The sequence below is a fragment of the Mycobacterium vicinigordonae genome (assembly GCF_013466425.1).
GTDB lineage: Bacteria > Actinomycetota > Actinomycetes > Mycobacteriales > Mycobacteriaceae > Mycobacterium > Mycobacterium vicinigordonae.
Genome location: NZ_CP059165.1, coordinates 2,292,096 through 2,309,159 on the forward strand (window position 1 = coordinate 2,292,096; position 17,064 = coordinate 2,309,159).

Consider the following 17,064-nt stretch of genomic DNA (forward strand, 5'->3'; position numbering starts at 1 on the left):
TTACTGTAAGGTAACCCGCTATGACGGCTCTCAACGAATCAGAGCGGACAGTCCACACTTGGACGGATGGACGCTCAGAACGTTCGGCCCAGGAGCGTCCCACGCGATCGGTGGAGACCGCTTTGCAGCGCATGAGCAGGTACTACCCGACCTGGCTGCCCTCACGCCGGTTCATCGCCGCGGTCATCGCGATCGGCGGTATGCAGCTGCTGGCAACCATGGACAGCACCGTCGCGATCGTGGCGCTTCCTAAGATCCAGAACGAGCTCAGCCTGTCCGATGCCGGCCGGAGCTGGGTGATTACCGCCTACGTGCTGACCTTCGGCGGGCTAATGCTGCTCGGCGGTCGCCTCGGCGACACCATCGGCCGCAAACGCACTTTCATCGTCGGTGTCGCGTTGTTCACCATCTCGTCGGTGCTGTGCGCGGTCGCCTGGGACGAGGTGACGCTGGTGATTGCGCGGCTGTCGCAGGGTGTCGGGTCGGCGATCGCATCCCCGACCGGCCTGGCGCTGGTGGCGACGACGTTCCCGAAGGGTCCCGCGCGCAACGCCGCGACCGCCGTGTTCGCCGCGATGACGGCGATCGGTTCGGTGATGGGCCTGGTCGTCGGCGGCTTCCTGACGGAATACTCCTGGCGGCTGGCGTTCCTGGTGAACGTGCCGATCGGTCTGGTGATGATCTACCTCGCCCGCACCGCGCTGCGCGAGACCAACCGGGAACGGATGAAGCTCGACGCCACCGGGGCCATGCTGGCCACGTTGGCGTGCACCGCGGCCGTCTTCGCCTTCTCGATCGGCCCGGAGAAGGGCTGGATCTCAGTCACCACCATCGGTTCCGGGCTCCTCGCCGCGGCGGCTGCCATCGCCTTCGCGGTCGTTGAGCGCAAGGCCGAGAACCCGGTCATCCCGTTCGAGCTGTTCCGCGACCGCAACCGGTTGGTCACCTTCGTCGCCATCCTGCTGGCCGGCGGCGTCATGTTCAGCCTGACCGTCTGCATCGGCCTGTACGTGCAGGACATCCTCGGTTATAGCGCGCTGCGCGCGGGCGTCGGCTTCATCCCGTTCGTGATCGCGATGGGAATCGGCCTCGGCATCTCCTCGCAACTGGTGTCGCGGTTCTCGCCGCGGGTGCTGACCATCGGCGGTGGCTGGCTGCTGCTGGGCGCCATGATCTACGGCTCGATGTTCATGCACCGTGGGGTGCCGTACTTCCCGAACCTGGTGATGCCGATCGTCGTCGGCGGAATCGGCATCGGCATGGTCGTCGTCCCGCTGACGCTGTCGGCCATCGCCGGCGTCGGATTCGACCAGATCGGCCCGGTCTCGGCGCTGACGCTGATGCTGCAGAGTCTGGGCGGACCGCTGGTGCTGGCAGTCATCCAGGCCGTGATCACCTCCCGCACCCTGTTCCTGGGTGGTACCACCGGCCCGGTGAAGTTCATGAACGACGCGCAGTTGCAGGCGCTCGACCACGGCTACACATACGGGCTGCTCTGGGTGGCCGGCGCGGCCGTCATCGTGGGCTGCGCGGCGCTGTTCATTGGATACACGCCGGAGCAAGTGGCGCACGCGCAGGAAGTCAAGGAAGCGATGGACGCCGGGGAGCTGTAGCTTCCCCGCGGTACTCCCGTCCCGCCGAACCTCGGCGTCACGTTCGGCGCCGCAGGCCAGGGGTGGCCCTGCCCGTCCGGCGTGACGCTCGCCGCACTGGGCCGCCAAGTAGGCTTGCCGGCTGTGATCACCCGGATGTCCGAGCTGTTCCTGCGCACCCTGCGCGACGACCCCGCCGACGCCGAAGTGCCCAGCCACAAACTCTTGATCCGCGCCGGTTACGTACGGCCAGTCGCGCCCGGGTTGTACAGCTGGTTGCCCCTCGGTCTGAAGGTGCTGCGCAACATCGAACGCGTCGTCCGCGAGGAGATGAACGCCATCGGCGGCCAGGAGATCCTGCTGCCCGCGCTGCTGCCGCGTGCGCCGTACGAAACCACCAACCGCTGGTCCGAATACGGCGACGGCGTATTCCGGGTCAAAGACCGCCGCGGCAACGACTACCTGCTTGGTCCCACGCACGAAGAGATATTCACCCTGACCGTCAAGGGCGAGTACAGCTCCTATAAGGATTTCCCGCTCACGCTGTACCAAATCCAGACCAAGTTCCGGGACGAGGCGCGCCCCCGCGCAGGCATCCTGCGCGGTCGCGAGTTCGTGATGAAGGACTCCTACTCCTTCGACGTCGACGCCGCCGGGCTCAAAGCCTCCTATCATGCCCACCGCGAGGCCTACCAGCGCATATTCGACCGTCTCCAGGTGCGCTACGTCATCGTCTCGGCGGTCTCCGGCGCGATGGGCGGAAGTGCTTCCGAGGAGTTCCTGGCCGAGAGCCCCATCGGTGAGGACACTTTCGTCCGTTGCCCGGAATCCGGCTACGCGGCCAACGTCGAGGCCGTCATCACGGCGCGTCCCGAATCTCGGCCCACCGAGGGGCTGCCGGAGGCGCGGGTGCACGACACCGGTGACACCCCGACCATCGCCACGCTGGTCGACTGGGCCAACGAAGCTCTGGGCCGCACCGTTACCGCCGCCGACACCCTCAAGAACGTCCTGGTCAAGATCCGCCAGCCAGGCGGGGAGTGGGAATTGCTGGCCATCGGCATCCCCGGCGACCGCGAGGTCGACGACAAGAGGCTGGCCGCCGCCCTCGAACCCGCCGACTACGCGCTGCTCGACGACGCCGACTTCGCCAAGTACCCCTTTCTGGTCAAGGGTTACATCGGGCCGAAAGGGTTGCAGAACAACAACGTTCGCTATCTTGTCGATCCTCGCGTGGCAGACGGCACCAGCTGGATCACCGGCGCCGACGAACCCGGCCGCCACGTTGTCGGCCTGGTAGCCGGCCGTGATTTCGCCGCCGACGGCACTATTGAGGCCGCCGAGGTACGCGAGGGCGATCCCTCGCCGGACGGCGCCGGCCGGCTAGTCATGGCCCGCGGCATCGAGATCGGGCACATCTTCCAGCTCGGCCGCAAATACGCCGACGCGTTCACCGCCGACGTGCTCGGTGAGGACGGCAAGCCGGTGCGGCTGACCATGGGCTCCTACGGCATCGGGGTGTCCCGGCTGGTTGCCGTGGTGGCCGAGCAGCACCACGACGAACTCGGGCTGCGCTGGCCGTCGTCGGTCGCGCCCTTCGACGTGCACCTGGTGATCGCCAACAAAGACCCCGAGGCTCGGCTGGGCGCGGCCAAGCTGGCGGCCGAACTGGACAAAATCGGTGTCGAGGTCCTGCTCGACGACCGTCAGGCATCGCCGGGGGTGAAGTTCAAGGACGCCGAACTGCTTGGCATGCCCTGGGTCATCGTGGTGGGGCGGGGCTGGGCGGACGGCCGGGTGGAGCTGCGCGACCGCTTTGCCGGGCAGACCACCGAACTAGCTGTCGGCGACACGCTGGCCGCCGACATCGTGACCGCGATCAGCGGTGGGCTTACTCCGAACCACCCGGGAAAGACGTGGTGATCGGCCACCCGCCCAACACCTTGTTCCAGCGGGCGGCCAGCACCGCGCTTTGAGTCAGGGCGGTGGCGGCGAACGCGCGGTCGTCAGCGGTGTCCGCGTGCTCCACGACCGCCCGCCACGCCGTGGCGCCGTCATTCTCCATCCGCGCGGCCAGCCGGGCCGCTTCTGAGGGGCTGCCCACCGGCGACGGCAGCTGGTAGCCGGCCGCTGCCACCGGAACGCTGGCCTTGCGCGCGGTCAGCATCGCGATCACATCGTCGCGGCGCTGCCGGTGCTGGTTGAGTGCCTCCACCACCAGATCGTTGACGCTGGGCGGCGACATGGCCGACACGATGCCGTAGCCGTAGATGGTGGCATGTTCGACGGCGAGTGCCTCTCCCAGCGCCGCCACGTCGGCGTCCTTTCCAGCCGGTGAACGCTTCGGGCCGGTCATATCGACGGTCCTCCGGGTACCAGCGCGACGGTGGCCGACGCGGTGCACGAGGCGGCGATCGAGCCGAGCAGCCCGGCCCGGTACCCCGACGAGGCGGCCAGCAACCGGTTGGCGTCCTCGGCGGACTTCCGTAGCGAGTCGATGACGTCCGAGACCGCCGGCGGTGGGGGCGGGGGAGCCTCCGGTTCGCCCGCCGGGCTGGCGCTGGAGCTGTTCGTCGTCTCGCTCGTCGAGAAGATGAGCTTGCCCGCCGCGCGGGCAATCTCGGTGGACAGCGCCCGGGCATGCGCGGCGCGCTGAGTGGCGACCACGGTCAACGCGGCCGCGATCTGGGGTGGGCTGCCAACCGCTCCGGCGGCCGCGCTGGCCAGCGCGCTATCGTGCCGGGCCTGTTCCAGCGGAGCCAGCAGCTCTTCGACGGCCGGCGGCTTGGGTGCGGACTCGCCGCAGGCGGTGGCTGCCAACCCGAGCGCCGCGAGCGCCGCACCGCCGGCCAGCACACCCCGCCTGCTGATCACGGGTACTGCTCTGGGCACGTCCCACATCCTGCCATCACCTCATCGTGGCGGACGCCGCGGCAACTGACTGGCGCGTTGCAGCGCCGGACCGGACGAGGTGATCACGGCGTCATCGCAGATTCCTGGCGTATCGTTGTTAGCTGGCCGCAAGTCAGCTAGGTGGCGACCCCGCCGGGGGACCGCCGAACGACCGACAACTCAAGATCAGGAGCTCGCCGTGACCATCGGGCTACCTTCGCAGGCGCAGGTGATCGAGCTGCTCAGTGCTGAGTTCGCGCACGCCGGTTACGAGATCGAAGACGTGGTCATCGACAGCCGCTCCCGTCCTCCACGTATTACCGTGATCGCCGACGGTGACACCGCCTTGGATCTGGACACCGTCGCCGATCTGTCGCGTTCGGCGTCGAATCTGCTGGACAGCTTGGACGCGCCGGGCGGCGATGGCATCGGACAATACGTGCTCGAGGTCAGCTCTCCCGGCGTGGAGCGGCCGCTAAGCAGCGAGAAGCATTTTCGCCGGGCGCGCGGCCGCAAGGTCGAGGTCACGCTCGCCGACGGGTCACGGTTAACCGGACGGGTCGGCCCCGTCCGGGATGGCGCGGTCGCTCTGGTCGTGCGAGCCGGACGGAACCTGACGCTACGCGAGATCCCGCTGGTTGAGATCGTCAAAGCCGTTGTGCAGGTTGAATTTTCGCCACCGACACCAGCCGAACTGGAGTTGGCGCAGGGGATGGAGGGTGGAGCGTGAACATCGACATGGCTGCGCTGCACGCGATCGAGGTGGACCGGGGCATCTCGGTCAACGAGCTGCTCGAAACGATCAAGTCCGCGCTGCTCACCGCGTACCGGCACACCCAGGGCCACCAGACCGAGGCGCGCATCGAAATCGATCGCAAGAGCGGCGTAGTGCGGGTGATCGCCTGCGAGACCGACGACGAAGGCAACTTGATCAGCGAATGGGACGACACCCCAGAGGGTTTCGGCCGCATCGCCGCCACCACGGCCCGCCAGGTAATGCTGCAGCGATTCCGCGACGCTGAGAATGAGCGCACTTTCGGCGAATTCTCCACCCGGGAGGGCGAGATCGTCGCCGGAGTCATCCAGCGCGACAGCCGGGCCAACGCCCGCGGACTGGTAGTAGTGCGGATGGGCACCGAGGCTAAGGCTTCCGAAGGGGTGATCCCGGCCGCCGAGCAGGTGCCCGGTGAAAGTTACGAACACGGCAACCGCGTGCGCTGCTATGTCGTCGGCGTGAGCCGCGGCGCCCGCGAGCCGGTGATCACGTTGTCGCGCACCCACCCCAACCTGGTACGCAAGCTGTTCTCGCTGGAAGTGCCCGAGATCGCCGACGGTTCGGTTGAGATCGTCGCGGTGGCACGGGAGGCCGGCCATCGCTCCAAGATCGCGGTGAAGTCCAACGTCGCGGGTTTGAACGCGAAGGGCGCATGCATCGGCCCGATGGGTCAACGTGTCCGCAACGTGATGAGCGAGCTGTCCGGGGAGAAAATCGACATCATCGACTTCGACGACGACCCGGCCCGCTTCGTGGCCAATGCGCTGTCACCGGCCAAAGTCGTCTCAGTGCAGGTCATCGACCAGACCGCCCGGGCCGCGCGCGTCGTGGTGCCCGACTTCCAATTGTCGTTGGCCATCGGCAAGGAAGGGCAGAACGCCAGGCTGGCAGCGCGGCTGACGGGATGGCGCATCGACATCCGCGGTGACTCACCGGGTCCATCCGGAGACCACCCGGAGCAGGGGGCAAGCCAGGGAATGGCGCACGAACACTGAGCTGGGTGTGAACGGCGCCGGTACCCGAAGGTCCCCCCGTAACGGCCGCATCGGACCGTCCAGCACAGCGGGCCTACCGGGCGGTTCGGCGCAGTAGTTCGGTGACGCTAGACTGAGCCGTGATCCAGCGCGAGCCTTCGGCATCAGCGCACGGACGTTCCGACAACCCCAGTGGACCGGTGCGGACGTGCGTCGGATGTCGGAAGCGAGAGTTGGCCGTCGAACTGCTGCGAGTGGTGGCTCGGTCGGACGGGAACGACAACTACGCCGTGATCGTTGACAGGGCCGCAAGCCTGCCGGGACGAGGTGCTTGGCTGCATCCCGACCCGCAGTGCGCACAACTAGCGATTCGGCGGCGAGCTTTCACCAGAGCGCTGCGCATCACCGGTTCACCGGACACATCCGCGGTGATCGAGCTGTGCAGCTCGTCCCACCGTGCAACAGAACAGGTAGCAACGAACATGAGCACACCGTGAAGTCCCGATGACCATGTGTCATAGCTAAACCCGAGGCGCGGCCCACCGACTGTCGCCTCATAGACAGGAGATGTAGTGGCAGGTAAGGCCCGCGTACACGAGTTGGCAAAGGAACTCGGTGTCACCAGTAAGGAAGTGCTCGCCCGGCTGAATGAACAGGGCGAATTCGTCAAGTCCGCGTCCTCGACGGTAGAGGCGCCGGTAGCCCGGCGGTTGCGCGAGTCGTTCGGCGGCGGCAAGCCCGCCTCCGCGAAGGGCGCCGCGCAAAGCCCCGGCTCCGCGGCGGCCAAGGCTCCCGAGAAGGTCTCCGCCGGTGCGAAGCCGTCGGACGCGGCCCTCGACCGCGCGCTGGACAGGGCGGTCGGCGACGGTACTGCGCCACCCGCGGCGAAGCCGTCAGATCCCAGTCGGGTAGCCCCGCCGGCCGCAGCGGCTCCGGCGGCTCCGGCGGCTCCGGCGGCCAAGCCCACCGCACCGGCCCCGCCGACTCCGGCCCCGAGCCCGGCTCCTGGTCAGCCGCCCAGCCCGCAGACGCCCCAACCGGGCATGACACCCGGCCCGCGGCCCGGCCCGGCGCCCAAACCGGGCGTTCGTACCCCGCGCGTCGGCAACAACCCCTTCTCGTCGGCGCAGCCCGTCGATCGGCCCATACCGCGGCCGCATCCGCAGGCTCCACGACCCGGCGCACCCCGCCCCGGAGCGCCGCGCCCGGGCGGTGCCTCGCCAGGCAGCATGCCGCCGCGTCCCGGCGGTGCCGGCGGTCCCCGTCCAGCGCGTACCGGAGCGCCCCGGCCCGGCGGCGCACGTCCCGGCGGTCCCGGTGGCGGTCGATCCGACGGCGGCGGCGGTAACTACCGCGGCGGCGGAGGCGTCGGCGCAGCTCCCGGGGCCGGCGGCGGGTTCCGTGGCCGCCCCGGCGGCGGAGGCCCCGGTGGTGGCGGTGGTGGCCGTCCCGGCCAGCGCGGCGGCGCAGCCGGTGCGTTCGGCCGTCCCGGCGGCGCACCCCGGCGCGGTCGCAAGTCCAAGCGGGCCAAGCGCGCCGAGTACGAGAACATGCAGGCGCCGGTCGTCGGCGGTGTGCGGTTGCCGCACGGCAACGGCGAAACGATCCGGCTGGCCCGCGGGGCGTCGCTGTCCGACTTCGCCGACAAGATCAACGCCAACCCGGCCGCGCTGGTGCAGGCACTGTTCAACCTCGGGGAGATGGTCACCGCCACCCAGTCGGTTGGTGACGAAACGCTCGAGCTGCTGGGCAGCGAGATGAACTACGTGGTCCAGGTCGTCAGTCCCGAGGACGAGGACCGCGAACTGCTGGAGTCCTTCGACCTCACCTATGGCGAGGACGAGGGCGGCGAGGACGAGCTCGAACAGCGCCCGCCGGTTGTCACCGTGATGGGTCACGTCGACCACGGGAAGACCCGCTTGCTGGACACGATCCGCAAGGCCAACGTCCGCGAGGGCGAGGCGGGCGGCATCACCCAGCACATCGGTGCCTACCAGGTCAGCGTCGAGCACGACGGCAACGAGCGGCTGATCACCTTCATCGACACCCCGGGTCACGAGGCGTTCACCGCCATGCGTGCCCGCGGCGCGAAGGCCACCGACATCGCCATCCTGGTGGTTGCGGCCGACGACGGTGTGATGCCGCAGACGGTGGAGGCCATCAACCACGCGCAGGCCGCTGATGTGCCGATCGTGGTGGCGGTCAACAAGATCGACAAGGAGGGCGCCGACCCGGCCAAGATCCGCGGTCAGCTCACCGAATACGGCCTGGTTGCCGAGGAGTTCGGCGGCGAGACGATGTTCGTCGACATCTCGGCCAAGCAGGGCACCAACATCGAGGCGCTCGAGGAGGCGGTGCTGCTGACCGCCGACGCGGCGCTGGACCTGCGGGCCAACCCCGACATGGAAGCCCAGGGCGTTGCCATTGAGGCACACCTGGACCGCGGCCGTGGCCCGGTGGCCACCGTGCTAGTGCAGCGCGGCACGCTGCGGGTGGGTGACTCGGTGGTTGCCGGCGACGCCTACGGGCGAGTCCGCCGGATGGTCGACGAGCACGGCGACGACGTCGAAGAGGCGTTGCCATCGCGTCCGGTGCAGGTCATCGGGTTCACCTCGGTGCCCGGTGCCGGCGACAACTTCCTCGTCGTCGACGAAGACCGCATCGCCCGCCAGATCGCCGATCGGCGCAGTGCCCGCAAGCGCAACGCGCTGGCCGCCCGCAGCCGCAAGCGGATCAGCCTGGAGGACCTGGACTCTGCGCTGAAGGAAACCAGCCAGCTGAACCTGATTCTTAAGGGCGACAACGCCGGTACCGTCGAGGCGCTGGAAGAGGCCCTGATGGGGATCGAGGTCGACGACGAGGTGGCGCTGCGCGTCATCGACCGCGGCGTCGGCGGCATCACCGAGACCAACGTGAACCTGGCGTCGGCCTCGGATGCGATCATCATCGGCTTCAACGTGCGAGCCGAAGGCAAGGCGACCGAGCTGGCCAACCGGGAAGGCGTCGAGATCCGCTACTACTCGGTCATCTACCAGGCGATCGACGAGATCGAGAAGGCCCTGCGTGGCATGCTCAAGCCGATCTACGAAGAGAACCAGCTGGGCCGCGCTGAGATCCGCGCCATCTTCCGGTCCTCCAAGGTCGGCATCATCGCCGGCTGCATGATCACCTCCGGCATTGTGCGACGCAACGCCAAGGCCCGGTTGCTGCGAGACAACATAGTGGTCACCGAGAACCTTTCGATCAACTCGCTGCGCCGCGAGAAGGACGACGTGACCGAGGTCCGCGAGGGCTTCGAATGCGGTCTGACGCTGGGCTATTCGGATATCAAGGAAGGCGACATCATCGAGTCGTTTGAGTTGGTCCAGAAGGAACGGTCATGACGCGCGTCGCCGGCGATGCAAAGCGCAGCGATCAGGAAGCGGTGCAATCGTGGTGAGCGCGCATGGCTGATCCCGCCCGGGCCCGCCGGCTGGCCAAGCGGATCTTCACCATCGTTGCCTCGGCGATCGAGTACGAGATCAAGGATCCGGGTCTGGCCGGGGTAACCATCGTCGACGCCAAGGTCACCAACGACTTGCACGACGCGACCCTCTACTACACGGTGATGGGTCCCACGCTCGACGACGAGCCGGATTACGACGCGGCGGCCGCGGCGCTGGACCGGGCCAAGGGCACATTGCGCACCAAGGTCGGGGCCGGCACCGGAGTGCGCTTCACGCCCACCCTGACGTTCACCCGCGACACCACGGCCGACTCGGTGAACCGGATGGAAGAGTTGCTTGCTCGTGCCCGCGCGGCGGATGCTGACCTGGCGCGGGTGCGAGTAGGTGCGAAGCCGGCCGGGGAGGCCGACCCGTACCGTGACAGTGGGATGGCGGCCGAACCGTCGACCGCCGGGGGACTTGGCAGTCCGAATGGGCTCGGAGCTGAGGACACCGATGACGACAACCGATCGCAAGATCGACCTGAAGACTGAGCTGACCAGCATGTCGCGGCCTGAGGGGGCGCGCGTCGACGCGGTCGGCGCTGCCCAGTTGTTGTCGGATGCAGACACGGTCGCGGTGATCTGTCATGTCCACCCGGACGCCGACACCATCGGGGCCGGCCTGGCGCTGGCCACCGTGCTCGACCGGTGCGACAAGCGGGTCCAGGTCAGCTTCGCCGCGCCGGCCGAGCTGCCCGAGTCGCTGCGCTCGCTGCCCGGCGGACGCCTGCTGGTTACCCCCGACGAGCTGCGCCGCGATGTCGATCTGGTGGTGACGGTCGACGTGCCCAGTCCCCACCGGCTGGGCAGCCTGCGGGATCTGGCTGGTCCCGGGCAGCAGCTGCTGGTGATCGACCACCACGTATCCAACGGAATGTTTGGCACCGCGAACTTCGTAGACCTGTCCGCGGATTCGACCACGATGATGGTCGCCGAGATTCTCGACGTGTGGGGCAAGGTCATAGACAAGGACGTGGCGCACTGCATTTACGCAGGGCTGACCACCGACACCGGATCGTTCCGCTGGGCCAGCGCCCGCGCCTTGCGGCTGGCCGCAAGGCTGGTCGACATCGGGGTGGACAACGCGTCGATCAGCAGGTCGCTGATGGACAGCCACCCCTTCGCCTGGCTGCCGATGCTGTCGCGCGTGCTGGGTTCGGCCCAGTTACGGGCCGATGCTGTCGGTGGCCGTGGACTGGTCTATGCCATCGTCGATCACCAGGAATGGCTCAACTCCCGTTCCGAGGAAGTCGAAAGCGTCGTCGACATCGTGCGCACCACTCAGCAGGCCGAGGTCGCCGCGGTGTTCAAGGAGGTCCAGCCGCGGCAGTGGTCGGTGTCGATGCGGGCCAAGAACGTCGACCTGTCGATCGTTGCGTCCGGGTTCGGCGGTGGCGGCCACCGGTTGGCCGCCGGCTACTCGACCAGCGGCTCCGTCGAGGATGTCGTCGCGTCGCTGTGTGCCGCGCTGGGCTGAGCAGCGATTGACCGACGGCGGTGCCAGCGGGCGGCGGATCGCCGCGCTGGCTCTGCCCGCGCTGGGGGTACTGGCCGCCGAGCCGCTGTATCTGTTGTTCGACACCGCCGTGGTCGGGCGCCTCGGCGCGGTGTCGCTGGCTGGCCTGGCAATCGGCAGCCTGGTGCTGGGCCTGGTCGGATCCGGGTCGACATTCCTTTCGTACGGGACCACCGCGCGTTCGGCGCGCCATTTCGGGGCCGGTGACCGCGCAGTCGCCGTTCACGAAGGGGTGCAGGCCACCTGGGTCGCCGTTGTCTTGGGCGTGTTGACCGTCGCCGTGGTCCAGGCTGTGGCGGCGCCGGTGGTGTCGGCGATCGCCGGCAATGCCGACGTCGCGGCGGCGGCCGGGCCCTGGGTGCGGATCGCGATCCTCGGCGTTCCGGCGATCCTGGTTTCGCTGGCCGGAAACGGGTGGATGCGCGGGGTGCAAGACACCGTGCGTCCGCTGCGCTACGTGGTCGCCGGATTCACGCTGTCGGCGTTGCTGTGCCCGTTGCTGGTGTACGGCTGGTTGTACCTGCCCCGGCTGGGGCTGGCCGGGTCCGCGGTGGCCAACCTGTCGGGTCAGTGGCTGGCCGCGGTGCTGTTTTTCGGTGCGCTGCTGGCCGAGCGGGTGCCGTTGCGGCCGGATCCCGCGGTGTTGCGCGGGCAACTGGTGATGGCACGGGATCTGATCGTGCGGACGCTGGCTTTTCAGGTGTGCTACGTCTCGGCTGCTGCGGTGGCGGCCCGTTTTGGCGCCGCAGCGCTGGCGGCACATCAGATTGTGCTGCAGCTGTGGACTTTTCTGGCTTTGGTACTGGATTCGTTGGCCATTGCCGCACAGTCATTGGTGGGTGCCGCGTTGGGGGCAGGCCAGGTCGCGCACGCGAAATGGGTGGCGTGGCGGGTGACGTGGTTCTCGCTACTGGCCGCCGGGATTTTGGCGGTTGCCCTGGGGGTGGGTTCGGCGGTACTGCCGGGGCTGTTCACCGACGACCCGTCGGTACTTTCGGTGATCGGCGTGCCGTGGTGGTTCCTGGTGGCCCAATTGCCGGTCGCCGGAATTGTTTTCGCGCTGGACGGGGTGTTGCTGGGCGCGGGTGACGCCGCGTTCATGCGCACCGCGACCGCGGTGAGCGCGGTGCTGGGCTACCTGCCGCTAATCTGGTTGTCGCTGGCCTTCGGCTGGGGCCTGGCCGGCATCTGGTCCGGTTTGAGCTTGTTCATGGTGTTGCGGTTGATATTCGGGGGCTGGCGGGCGCTGTCGGGACACTGGGCGAGGTAGCGACCCGCGAGTGCGGCTTTCACCTTGTGCCGGTGCGGGCTCCGGCGCGCCAAGCGGTGCCGGGCGGGGGAGGTGGCTTTCGTGAATTTCGCGGTGTTACCACACTGCCCGACCCGCAGGTCGACTCGCTGCGGAATGTTCCTCGGTGCCGGGCCGGCACCGATGCGGCAAGCCGCGGCCGCATGGGACGTGCTTGCCGAGGAGCTGGCGGCGCGGCGCACTCTTTCGCGTCGGTGACCTCGGGGCTGACGGGGCAGGCGTGGCAGGGGCCGGCAGCGGCAACGTCGGTTTCGGCAACACCGGCGTGCTGGTCTCGGGCTTCTTCAACGTCGGGGCTATCAGGGTCGCTCGGCTTCATCCGACCGTTCACCTCGACGGCGCTACACTGCGCCGGTGACGCTCCAACGTCCACGGCTACGGTCCCGTCGGGACTACGTGTTGTTCGTCGTCCTGGTCGGGCCCAACGTGGCGCTGCTGTCGTTGTTCATCTACCGCCCGTTGGCCGACAACATCCGGCTGTCGTTCTTCGACTGGAACATCTCCGATCCGCGGGCGCAGTACATCGGGCTGTCCAACTACGCCGAATGGCTCACCCGCTCGGATACCGTCCAGATCCTGCTGAACACCGCGGTGTTCACCGTGGCCGCGGTGGTCGGCTCGATGGTGCTCGGGCTGGCGCTAGCTATGCTGCTCGACCAACCGCTGCGCGGACGGAACCTGGTGCGCTCCACGGTGTTCGCCCCGTTCGTGATCTCCGGCGCGGCGGTCGGCCTGGCCGCCCAATTCGTATTCGACCCGCATTTCGGTCTAGTGCAAGATCTGCTCCGCCGCGTAGGGGCGGGGGTGCCCGATTTTTATCAGGATGCGCATTGGGCGATGTTCATGGTGACCGTGACCTACGTCTGGAAGAACCTCGGCTACACCTTCGTGATCTATCTTGCCGCGCTGCAGGGGGTGCGGCGAGACCTGTTGGAAGCGGCCGAGATCGACGGCGCCAGCCGGTGGACCACGTTTTACCGGGTGTTGCTGCCGCAGCTGCGGCCCACCACGTTCTTCCTGTCCATCACGGTGTTGATCAACTCGCTGCAGGTTTTTGACGTGATCAACATCATGACCCGCGGCGGGCCGGAGGGCACTGGCACCACCACGATGGTCTTCCAGGTGTACGTGGAGACCTTCCGCAACTTCCGCGCCGGCTACGGCGCCACCGTGGCCACGATCATGTTCCTGGTGCTGCTGGCCATCACCTACTACCAAGTGCGGCTGATGGATCGCGAGCAGCACCAATGACTTCCGACCGGCTCCGGCCCGCGCGCCTGCTCGGCTACGCGGCGATGCTGATGGTCATCCTGCTCATCGCCGGTCCGCTGACTTTCGTGTTCTTTACCTCGTTCAAACAGCAGCCCGACATCTACTCCCAACCCACCACCTGGTGGCCGCCGCGCTGGCACCCGCAGAATTACCGGACCGCCACCCACCAGATCCCGTTCTGGATCTACCTGCGCAACTCGGTGATTATCACCTCGGCTCTGGCGCTGGTGAAGTTCGTGCTCGGCGTGCTCAGCGCGTTCGGCTTGGTTTTCGTGCGGTTCCCAGGCCGTAACGCGGTGTTCCTGTTGATCATCGCTGCGCTGATGGTGCCCAATCAGATCACCGTGATCTCCAACTACGCGTTGATCTCGCAACTGGGCTTGCGCAACACATTTCCAGGCATCATTTTGCCGCTGGCCGGTGTCGCGTTCGGAACGTTCTTGATGCGCAACCACTTTCTGTCGCTGCCGGTCGAGGTCATCGAGGCGGCCCGGATGGACGGCGCGCGGTGGTGGCAACTGCTGCTGCGGGTGGTGTTGCCGATGTCGGGGCCCACCATGGTCGCCTTTGGCATCATCACGGTGGTCAACGAGTGGAACGAATACCTGTGGCCCTTCCTGATGTCCGACGACGAGTCGGTGGCCCCGCTGCCGGTCGGCCTAACCTTCCTGCAGCAAGCTGAGGGTGTGACCAACTGGGGCCCAGTGATGGCGGTGACGCTGCTGGCGATGCTGCCGATCCTGCTCATCTTCGTCGCGCTGCAGCGCCAGATGATCAAGGGTCTGACATCGGGCGCGGTGAAGGGTTGACTCCAAACGCCATGAACCGTAGACGGTTTCTATCACTGGCCGCGGTCGCCGGGGTGACCGCAGGGTGCGCCGCGATGGGCGGATCCAGACCGGTCAGGGCCGGCAGCGGCCCAATTACGTTCTGGTCCAATCACCCTGGTTTGTCAACCACGGTGGAAAGGACGTTGATCAACCGCTTCGAAGGGGAGTTCCCCGGCCTACAGGTCAAGTTGATCGACGCGGGCAAAGACTACGACGAAGTGGCGCAGAAGTTCAACGCCGCCGTCATCGGCGCCGACGGTCCCGACGTCGTTGTGCTGGACGATATCTGGTGGTTCCATTTCGCGCTCAGTGGAATCATCGCCCCGCTCGATGGCCTGTTCGAGCAAGTCGGCGTGAAGACCACGGACTACGTCGATACGCTGTTGGCCGACTACGCATTCGACGGCCAGCACTACGCGCTGCCCTATGCGCGCTCCACGCCGCTGTTCTACTACAACAAAGCTAGGTGGGATCAGGCTGGGCTGCCGGATCGCGGCCCGACCTCCTGGCCGGAGTTCGACGAATGGGGTCCGCGACTGCAATCGGTAGTGGGACAAGGAAACTGGGCGCACGGCTGGGCCAATTCGGAAGGCATCTCCTGGACGTTCGAAGGCGTTAACTGGGCGTTCGGCGGCGCATACTCGGATAAGTGGGACCTGAAGTTCACCGACCCCGGGACCATCACGGCGGGCACCTTCCTGCACGACTCGATTCATGTCAAGCGTTATGCGGCCGTCGCCAACAACATCGCCAACGAGTTCGCCACCGGCATCCTGGCATCGACCGTGGCGTCGACGGGCGCACTGGTCGGCATCACCGCGCAGGCCCGTTTCGACTTCGGGGTGGCGCCGTTGCCCACCGGCCCCGGCGGTGCACCCGCGTGCCCGACGGGCGGGGGCGGGCTGGCTATCCCGACGAACCTGTCCGACGAGCGAAAGCTGAACGCGGCCAAATTCATTGCCTATATCACGAATCCACGCAATACCGCCTACTTTAGCCAGCGCACCGGATACTTGGCCGTGCGCAAATCCGCGGTCGAGGATCCTAGCCAGCAGCAGTATCTGGCCGACAACCCGCGCGCCCGCGTCGCTTTCGACCAGCTACCGCATACCCGACCGCAGGACTATGCCCGTGTTTTCCTCCCCGGCGCCGACCGGGTCATCTCAGCCGGACTGGAATCGGTCGGGCTGCGGGGAGCCGACGTGCGCTCCACTTTCGCCAATATCGAACGTCAACTGCAGGTCGTCTACGACCGTCAAATCAAGCGGAAGCTGCCCGACCATGGCTGAAGTCCAGTACCGCTCGGTCACCCACTGCTATCCCGGCGCCGACGCCCCGGCGGTCCAGCGGCTGGATCTTGACATCGCCGACGGCGAGTTCCTGGTGCTGGTCGGCCCGTCCGGTTGCGGCAAGTCCACCACACTTCGGATGCTGGCTGGCCTGGAATCCGTTGAAAGCGGCAGTATCACGATCGGGGATGTCGACGTGACCGCGCTGCCGCCGCGAGACCGCGACGTGGCGATGGTATTCCAGAACTATGCGCTGTACCCGAATATGACGGTGGCCGGCAACATGGGCTTTGCGCTGCGCAACGCCGGCATGTCGCGCGCCGACACCAAAGCGCGCGTGCAAGAAGTCGCGGCCATGCTGGAACTGACCGAACTGCTGGACCGCAAGCCGTCCAAACTGTCCGGTGGGCAACGTCAACGGGTCGCGATGGGGCGGGCCATCGTGCGACGGCCGCAGGTGTTCTGCATGGACGAACCGCTGTCCAATCTGGATGCCAAGCTGCGGGTCAGCACTCGATCGCAGATCTCGGGCCTGCAGCGCCGGCTGGGCACCACCACCGTCTACGTCACCCACGACCAGGTGGAGGCGATGACGATGGGGGACCGGGTTGCTGTGCTCAAAGACGGTGTGCTGCAACAAGTCGACACGCCGCGCGCGCTGTATGACAACCCGGTGAATACCTTTGTCGCGACCTTCATCGGGGCGCCGTCGATGAACCTGCTGGAGGTCGAGGTCGCCGACTCAGTGGTGTGCTCCGCGGGCTTGGGGATCGGGGTTCCCCGCGCGACGACGACCGATCGGGTGTTGATCGGCGTCCGCCCGGAGTCCTGGGACGTCGCGCCGGCGGGCACGCCGGGTTCACTGACCGTGCACGTCGAACTGGTCGAGGAACTCGGGTTTGAATCCTTTGTCTACGCAACGCCATTGGACGACGTAACCCTGGCGCAGCGCATCGTGTTCCGCACCGATCGTCGCACCGCGGTCGGCGTGGGGGAGACACTGGCGATCGTGCCGCACCCGCATGAGGTGTGCTTCTTCGACAGCACCACCAAAACGGTCATTCGACCCTGACGCTGGGCGCTTGGGCTCGGCACTTTGGACGACGGCGGAGGCATGCGAATTGCGGG

At 67.3% G+C, this 17,064-nt stretch carries 16 protein-coding genes and 1 pseudogene; 15 read left to right on the plus strand and 2 right to left on the minus strand.

Annotated features, from left to right (window positions below):
• The first annotated feature begins 20 nt into the window (after positions 1-20).
• Complete coding sequence (locus H0P51_RS10525; RefSeq protein ID WP_180917856.1) at positions 21-1,613, plus strand: MFS transporter; 1,593 nt, start codon at positions 21-23, stop codon at positions 1,611-1,613.
• Between the two features lie 123 nt (positions 1,614-1,736).
• Positions 1,737-3,515 (plus strand): proline--tRNA ligase, encoded by a 1,779-nt coding sequence (locus tag H0P51_RS10530; RefSeq protein ID WP_180917858.1) that lies wholly within the window; start codon positions 1,737-1,739, stop codon positions 3,513-3,515.
• Here the strand turns inward: H0P51_RS10530 and H0P51_RS10535 are convergent.
• A complete protein-coding gene (locus H0P51_RS10535) occupies positions 3,484-3,948 on the minus strand; it encodes a ferritin-like domain-containing protein (protein WP_180917860.1) in 465 nt (154 codons plus the stop codon). The two genes, H0P51_RS10530 and H0P51_RS10535, sit on opposite strands and share 32 nt — an antisense overlap.
• Positions 3,945-4,484 (minus strand): hypothetical protein, encoded by a 540-nt coding sequence (locus tag H0P51_RS10540; protein WP_425488982.1) that lies wholly within the window; start codon positions 4,482-4,484, stop codon positions 3,945-3,947. Before H0P51_RS10540 ends, H0P51_RS10535 begins: the two co-directional genes overlap by 4 nt.
• A gap of 199 nt (positions 4,485-4,683) precedes the next feature.
• Between H0P51_RS10540 and rimP the strand changes: the two genes are divergently transcribed.
• The 13 genes and pseudogenes from rimP to H0P51_RS10605 all read left to right on the plus strand — a co-directional run bounded on the left by rimP (position 4,684) and on the right by H0P51_RS10605 (position 17,008).
• Complete coding sequence (gene rimP / locus H0P51_RS10545; protein ID WP_180917864.1) at positions 4,684-5,214, plus strand: ribosome maturation factor RimP; 531 nt, start codon at positions 4,684-4,686, stop codon at positions 5,212-5,214.
• Positions 5,211-6,254, plus strand: a complete 1,044-nt coding sequence (gene nusA, locus H0P51_RS10550; RefSeq protein ID WP_180917866.1) for a transcription termination factor NusA — start codon at positions 5,211-5,213, stop codon at positions 6,252-6,254. The genes rimP and nusA overlap by 4 nt, the downstream gene beginning before the upstream one ends.
• A gap of 236 nt (positions 6,255-6,490) precedes the next feature.
• Positions 6,491-6,730 carry a YlxR family protein gene (locus tag H0P51_RS10555; protein WP_425489042.1) on the plus strand — a complete coding sequence of 80 codons (240 nt, stop codon included), beginning with the start codon at positions 6,491-6,493 and terminating at the stop codon, positions 6,728-6,730.
• A gap of 75 nt (positions 6,731-6,805) precedes the next feature.
• The gene (infB, locus tag H0P51_RS10560) at positions 6,806-9,616 is read left to right on the plus strand and encodes a translation initiation factor IF-2 (RefSeq protein WP_180917869.1); all 2,811 of its coding nucleotides are present in this window, start codon (positions 6,806-6,808) and stop codon (positions 9,614-9,616) included.
• A gap of 62 nt (positions 9,617-9,678) precedes the next feature.
• The gene (gene rbfA / locus H0P51_RS10565; RefSeq protein ID WP_180917871.1) at positions 9,679-10,212 is read left to right on the plus strand and encodes a 30S ribosome-binding factor RbfA; all 534 of its coding nucleotides are present in this window, start codon (positions 9,679-9,681) and stop codon (positions 10,210-10,212) included.
• On the plus strand, positions 10,175-11,197 hold the full coding sequence (locus H0P51_RS10570) for a DHH family phosphoesterase (RefSeq protein ID WP_180917873.1): 1,023 nt from the start codon (positions 10,175-10,177) through the stop codon (positions 11,195-11,197). The genes rbfA and H0P51_RS10570 overlap by 38 nt, the downstream gene beginning before the upstream one ends.
• Complete coding sequence (locus H0P51_RS10575; RefSeq protein ID WP_180917875.1) at positions 11,163-12,506, plus strand: MATE family efflux transporter; 1,344 nt, start codon at positions 11,163-11,165, stop codon at positions 12,504-12,506. The genes H0P51_RS10570 and H0P51_RS10575 overlap by 35 nt, the downstream gene beginning before the upstream one ends.
• A 135-nt stretch (positions 12,507-12,641) precedes the next feature.
• A pseudogene (locus H0P51_RS10580) lies at positions 12,642-12,802 on the plus strand (PPE domain-containing protein); the annotation flags it as partial.
• Positions 12,766-12,903, plus strand: coding sequence for a hypothetical protein (locus H0P51_RS10585; protein ID WP_180917878.1), 138 nt, complete (start codon positions 12,766-12,768; stop codon positions 12,901-12,903). The pseudogene H0P51_RS10580 and the gene H0P51_RS10585, both read left to right, overlap by 37 nt.
• A complete protein-coding gene (locus H0P51_RS10590) occupies positions 12,900-13,796 on the plus strand; it encodes a carbohydrate ABC transporter permease (RefSeq protein WP_180917880.1) in 897 nt (298 codons plus the stop codon). The genes H0P51_RS10585 and H0P51_RS10590 overlap by 4 nt, the downstream gene beginning before the upstream one ends.
• Entirely contained in the window at positions 13,793-14,626 is an 834-nt protein-coding gene (locus H0P51_RS10595; RefSeq protein WP_180917881.1) for a carbohydrate ABC transporter permease, read from the plus strand. The genes H0P51_RS10590 and H0P51_RS10595 overlap by 4 nt, the downstream gene beginning before the upstream one ends.
• Positions 14,627-14,637: 11 nt before the next feature.
• Positions 14,638-15,936 (plus strand): ABC transporter substrate-binding protein, encoded by a 1,299-nt coding sequence (locus H0P51_RS10600; protein ID WP_180917883.1) that lies wholly within the window; start codon positions 14,638-14,640, stop codon positions 15,934-15,936.
• Positions 15,929-17,008: an ABC transporter ATP-binding protein gene (locus tag H0P51_RS10605; protein ID WP_180917885.1), complete on the plus strand. Its 1,080-nt coding sequence runs from the start codon at positions 15,929-15,931 to the stop codon at positions 17,006-17,008. Before H0P51_RS10600 ends, H0P51_RS10605 begins: the two co-directional genes overlap by 8 nt.
• Positions 17,009-17,064: the final 56 nt, after the last annotated feature.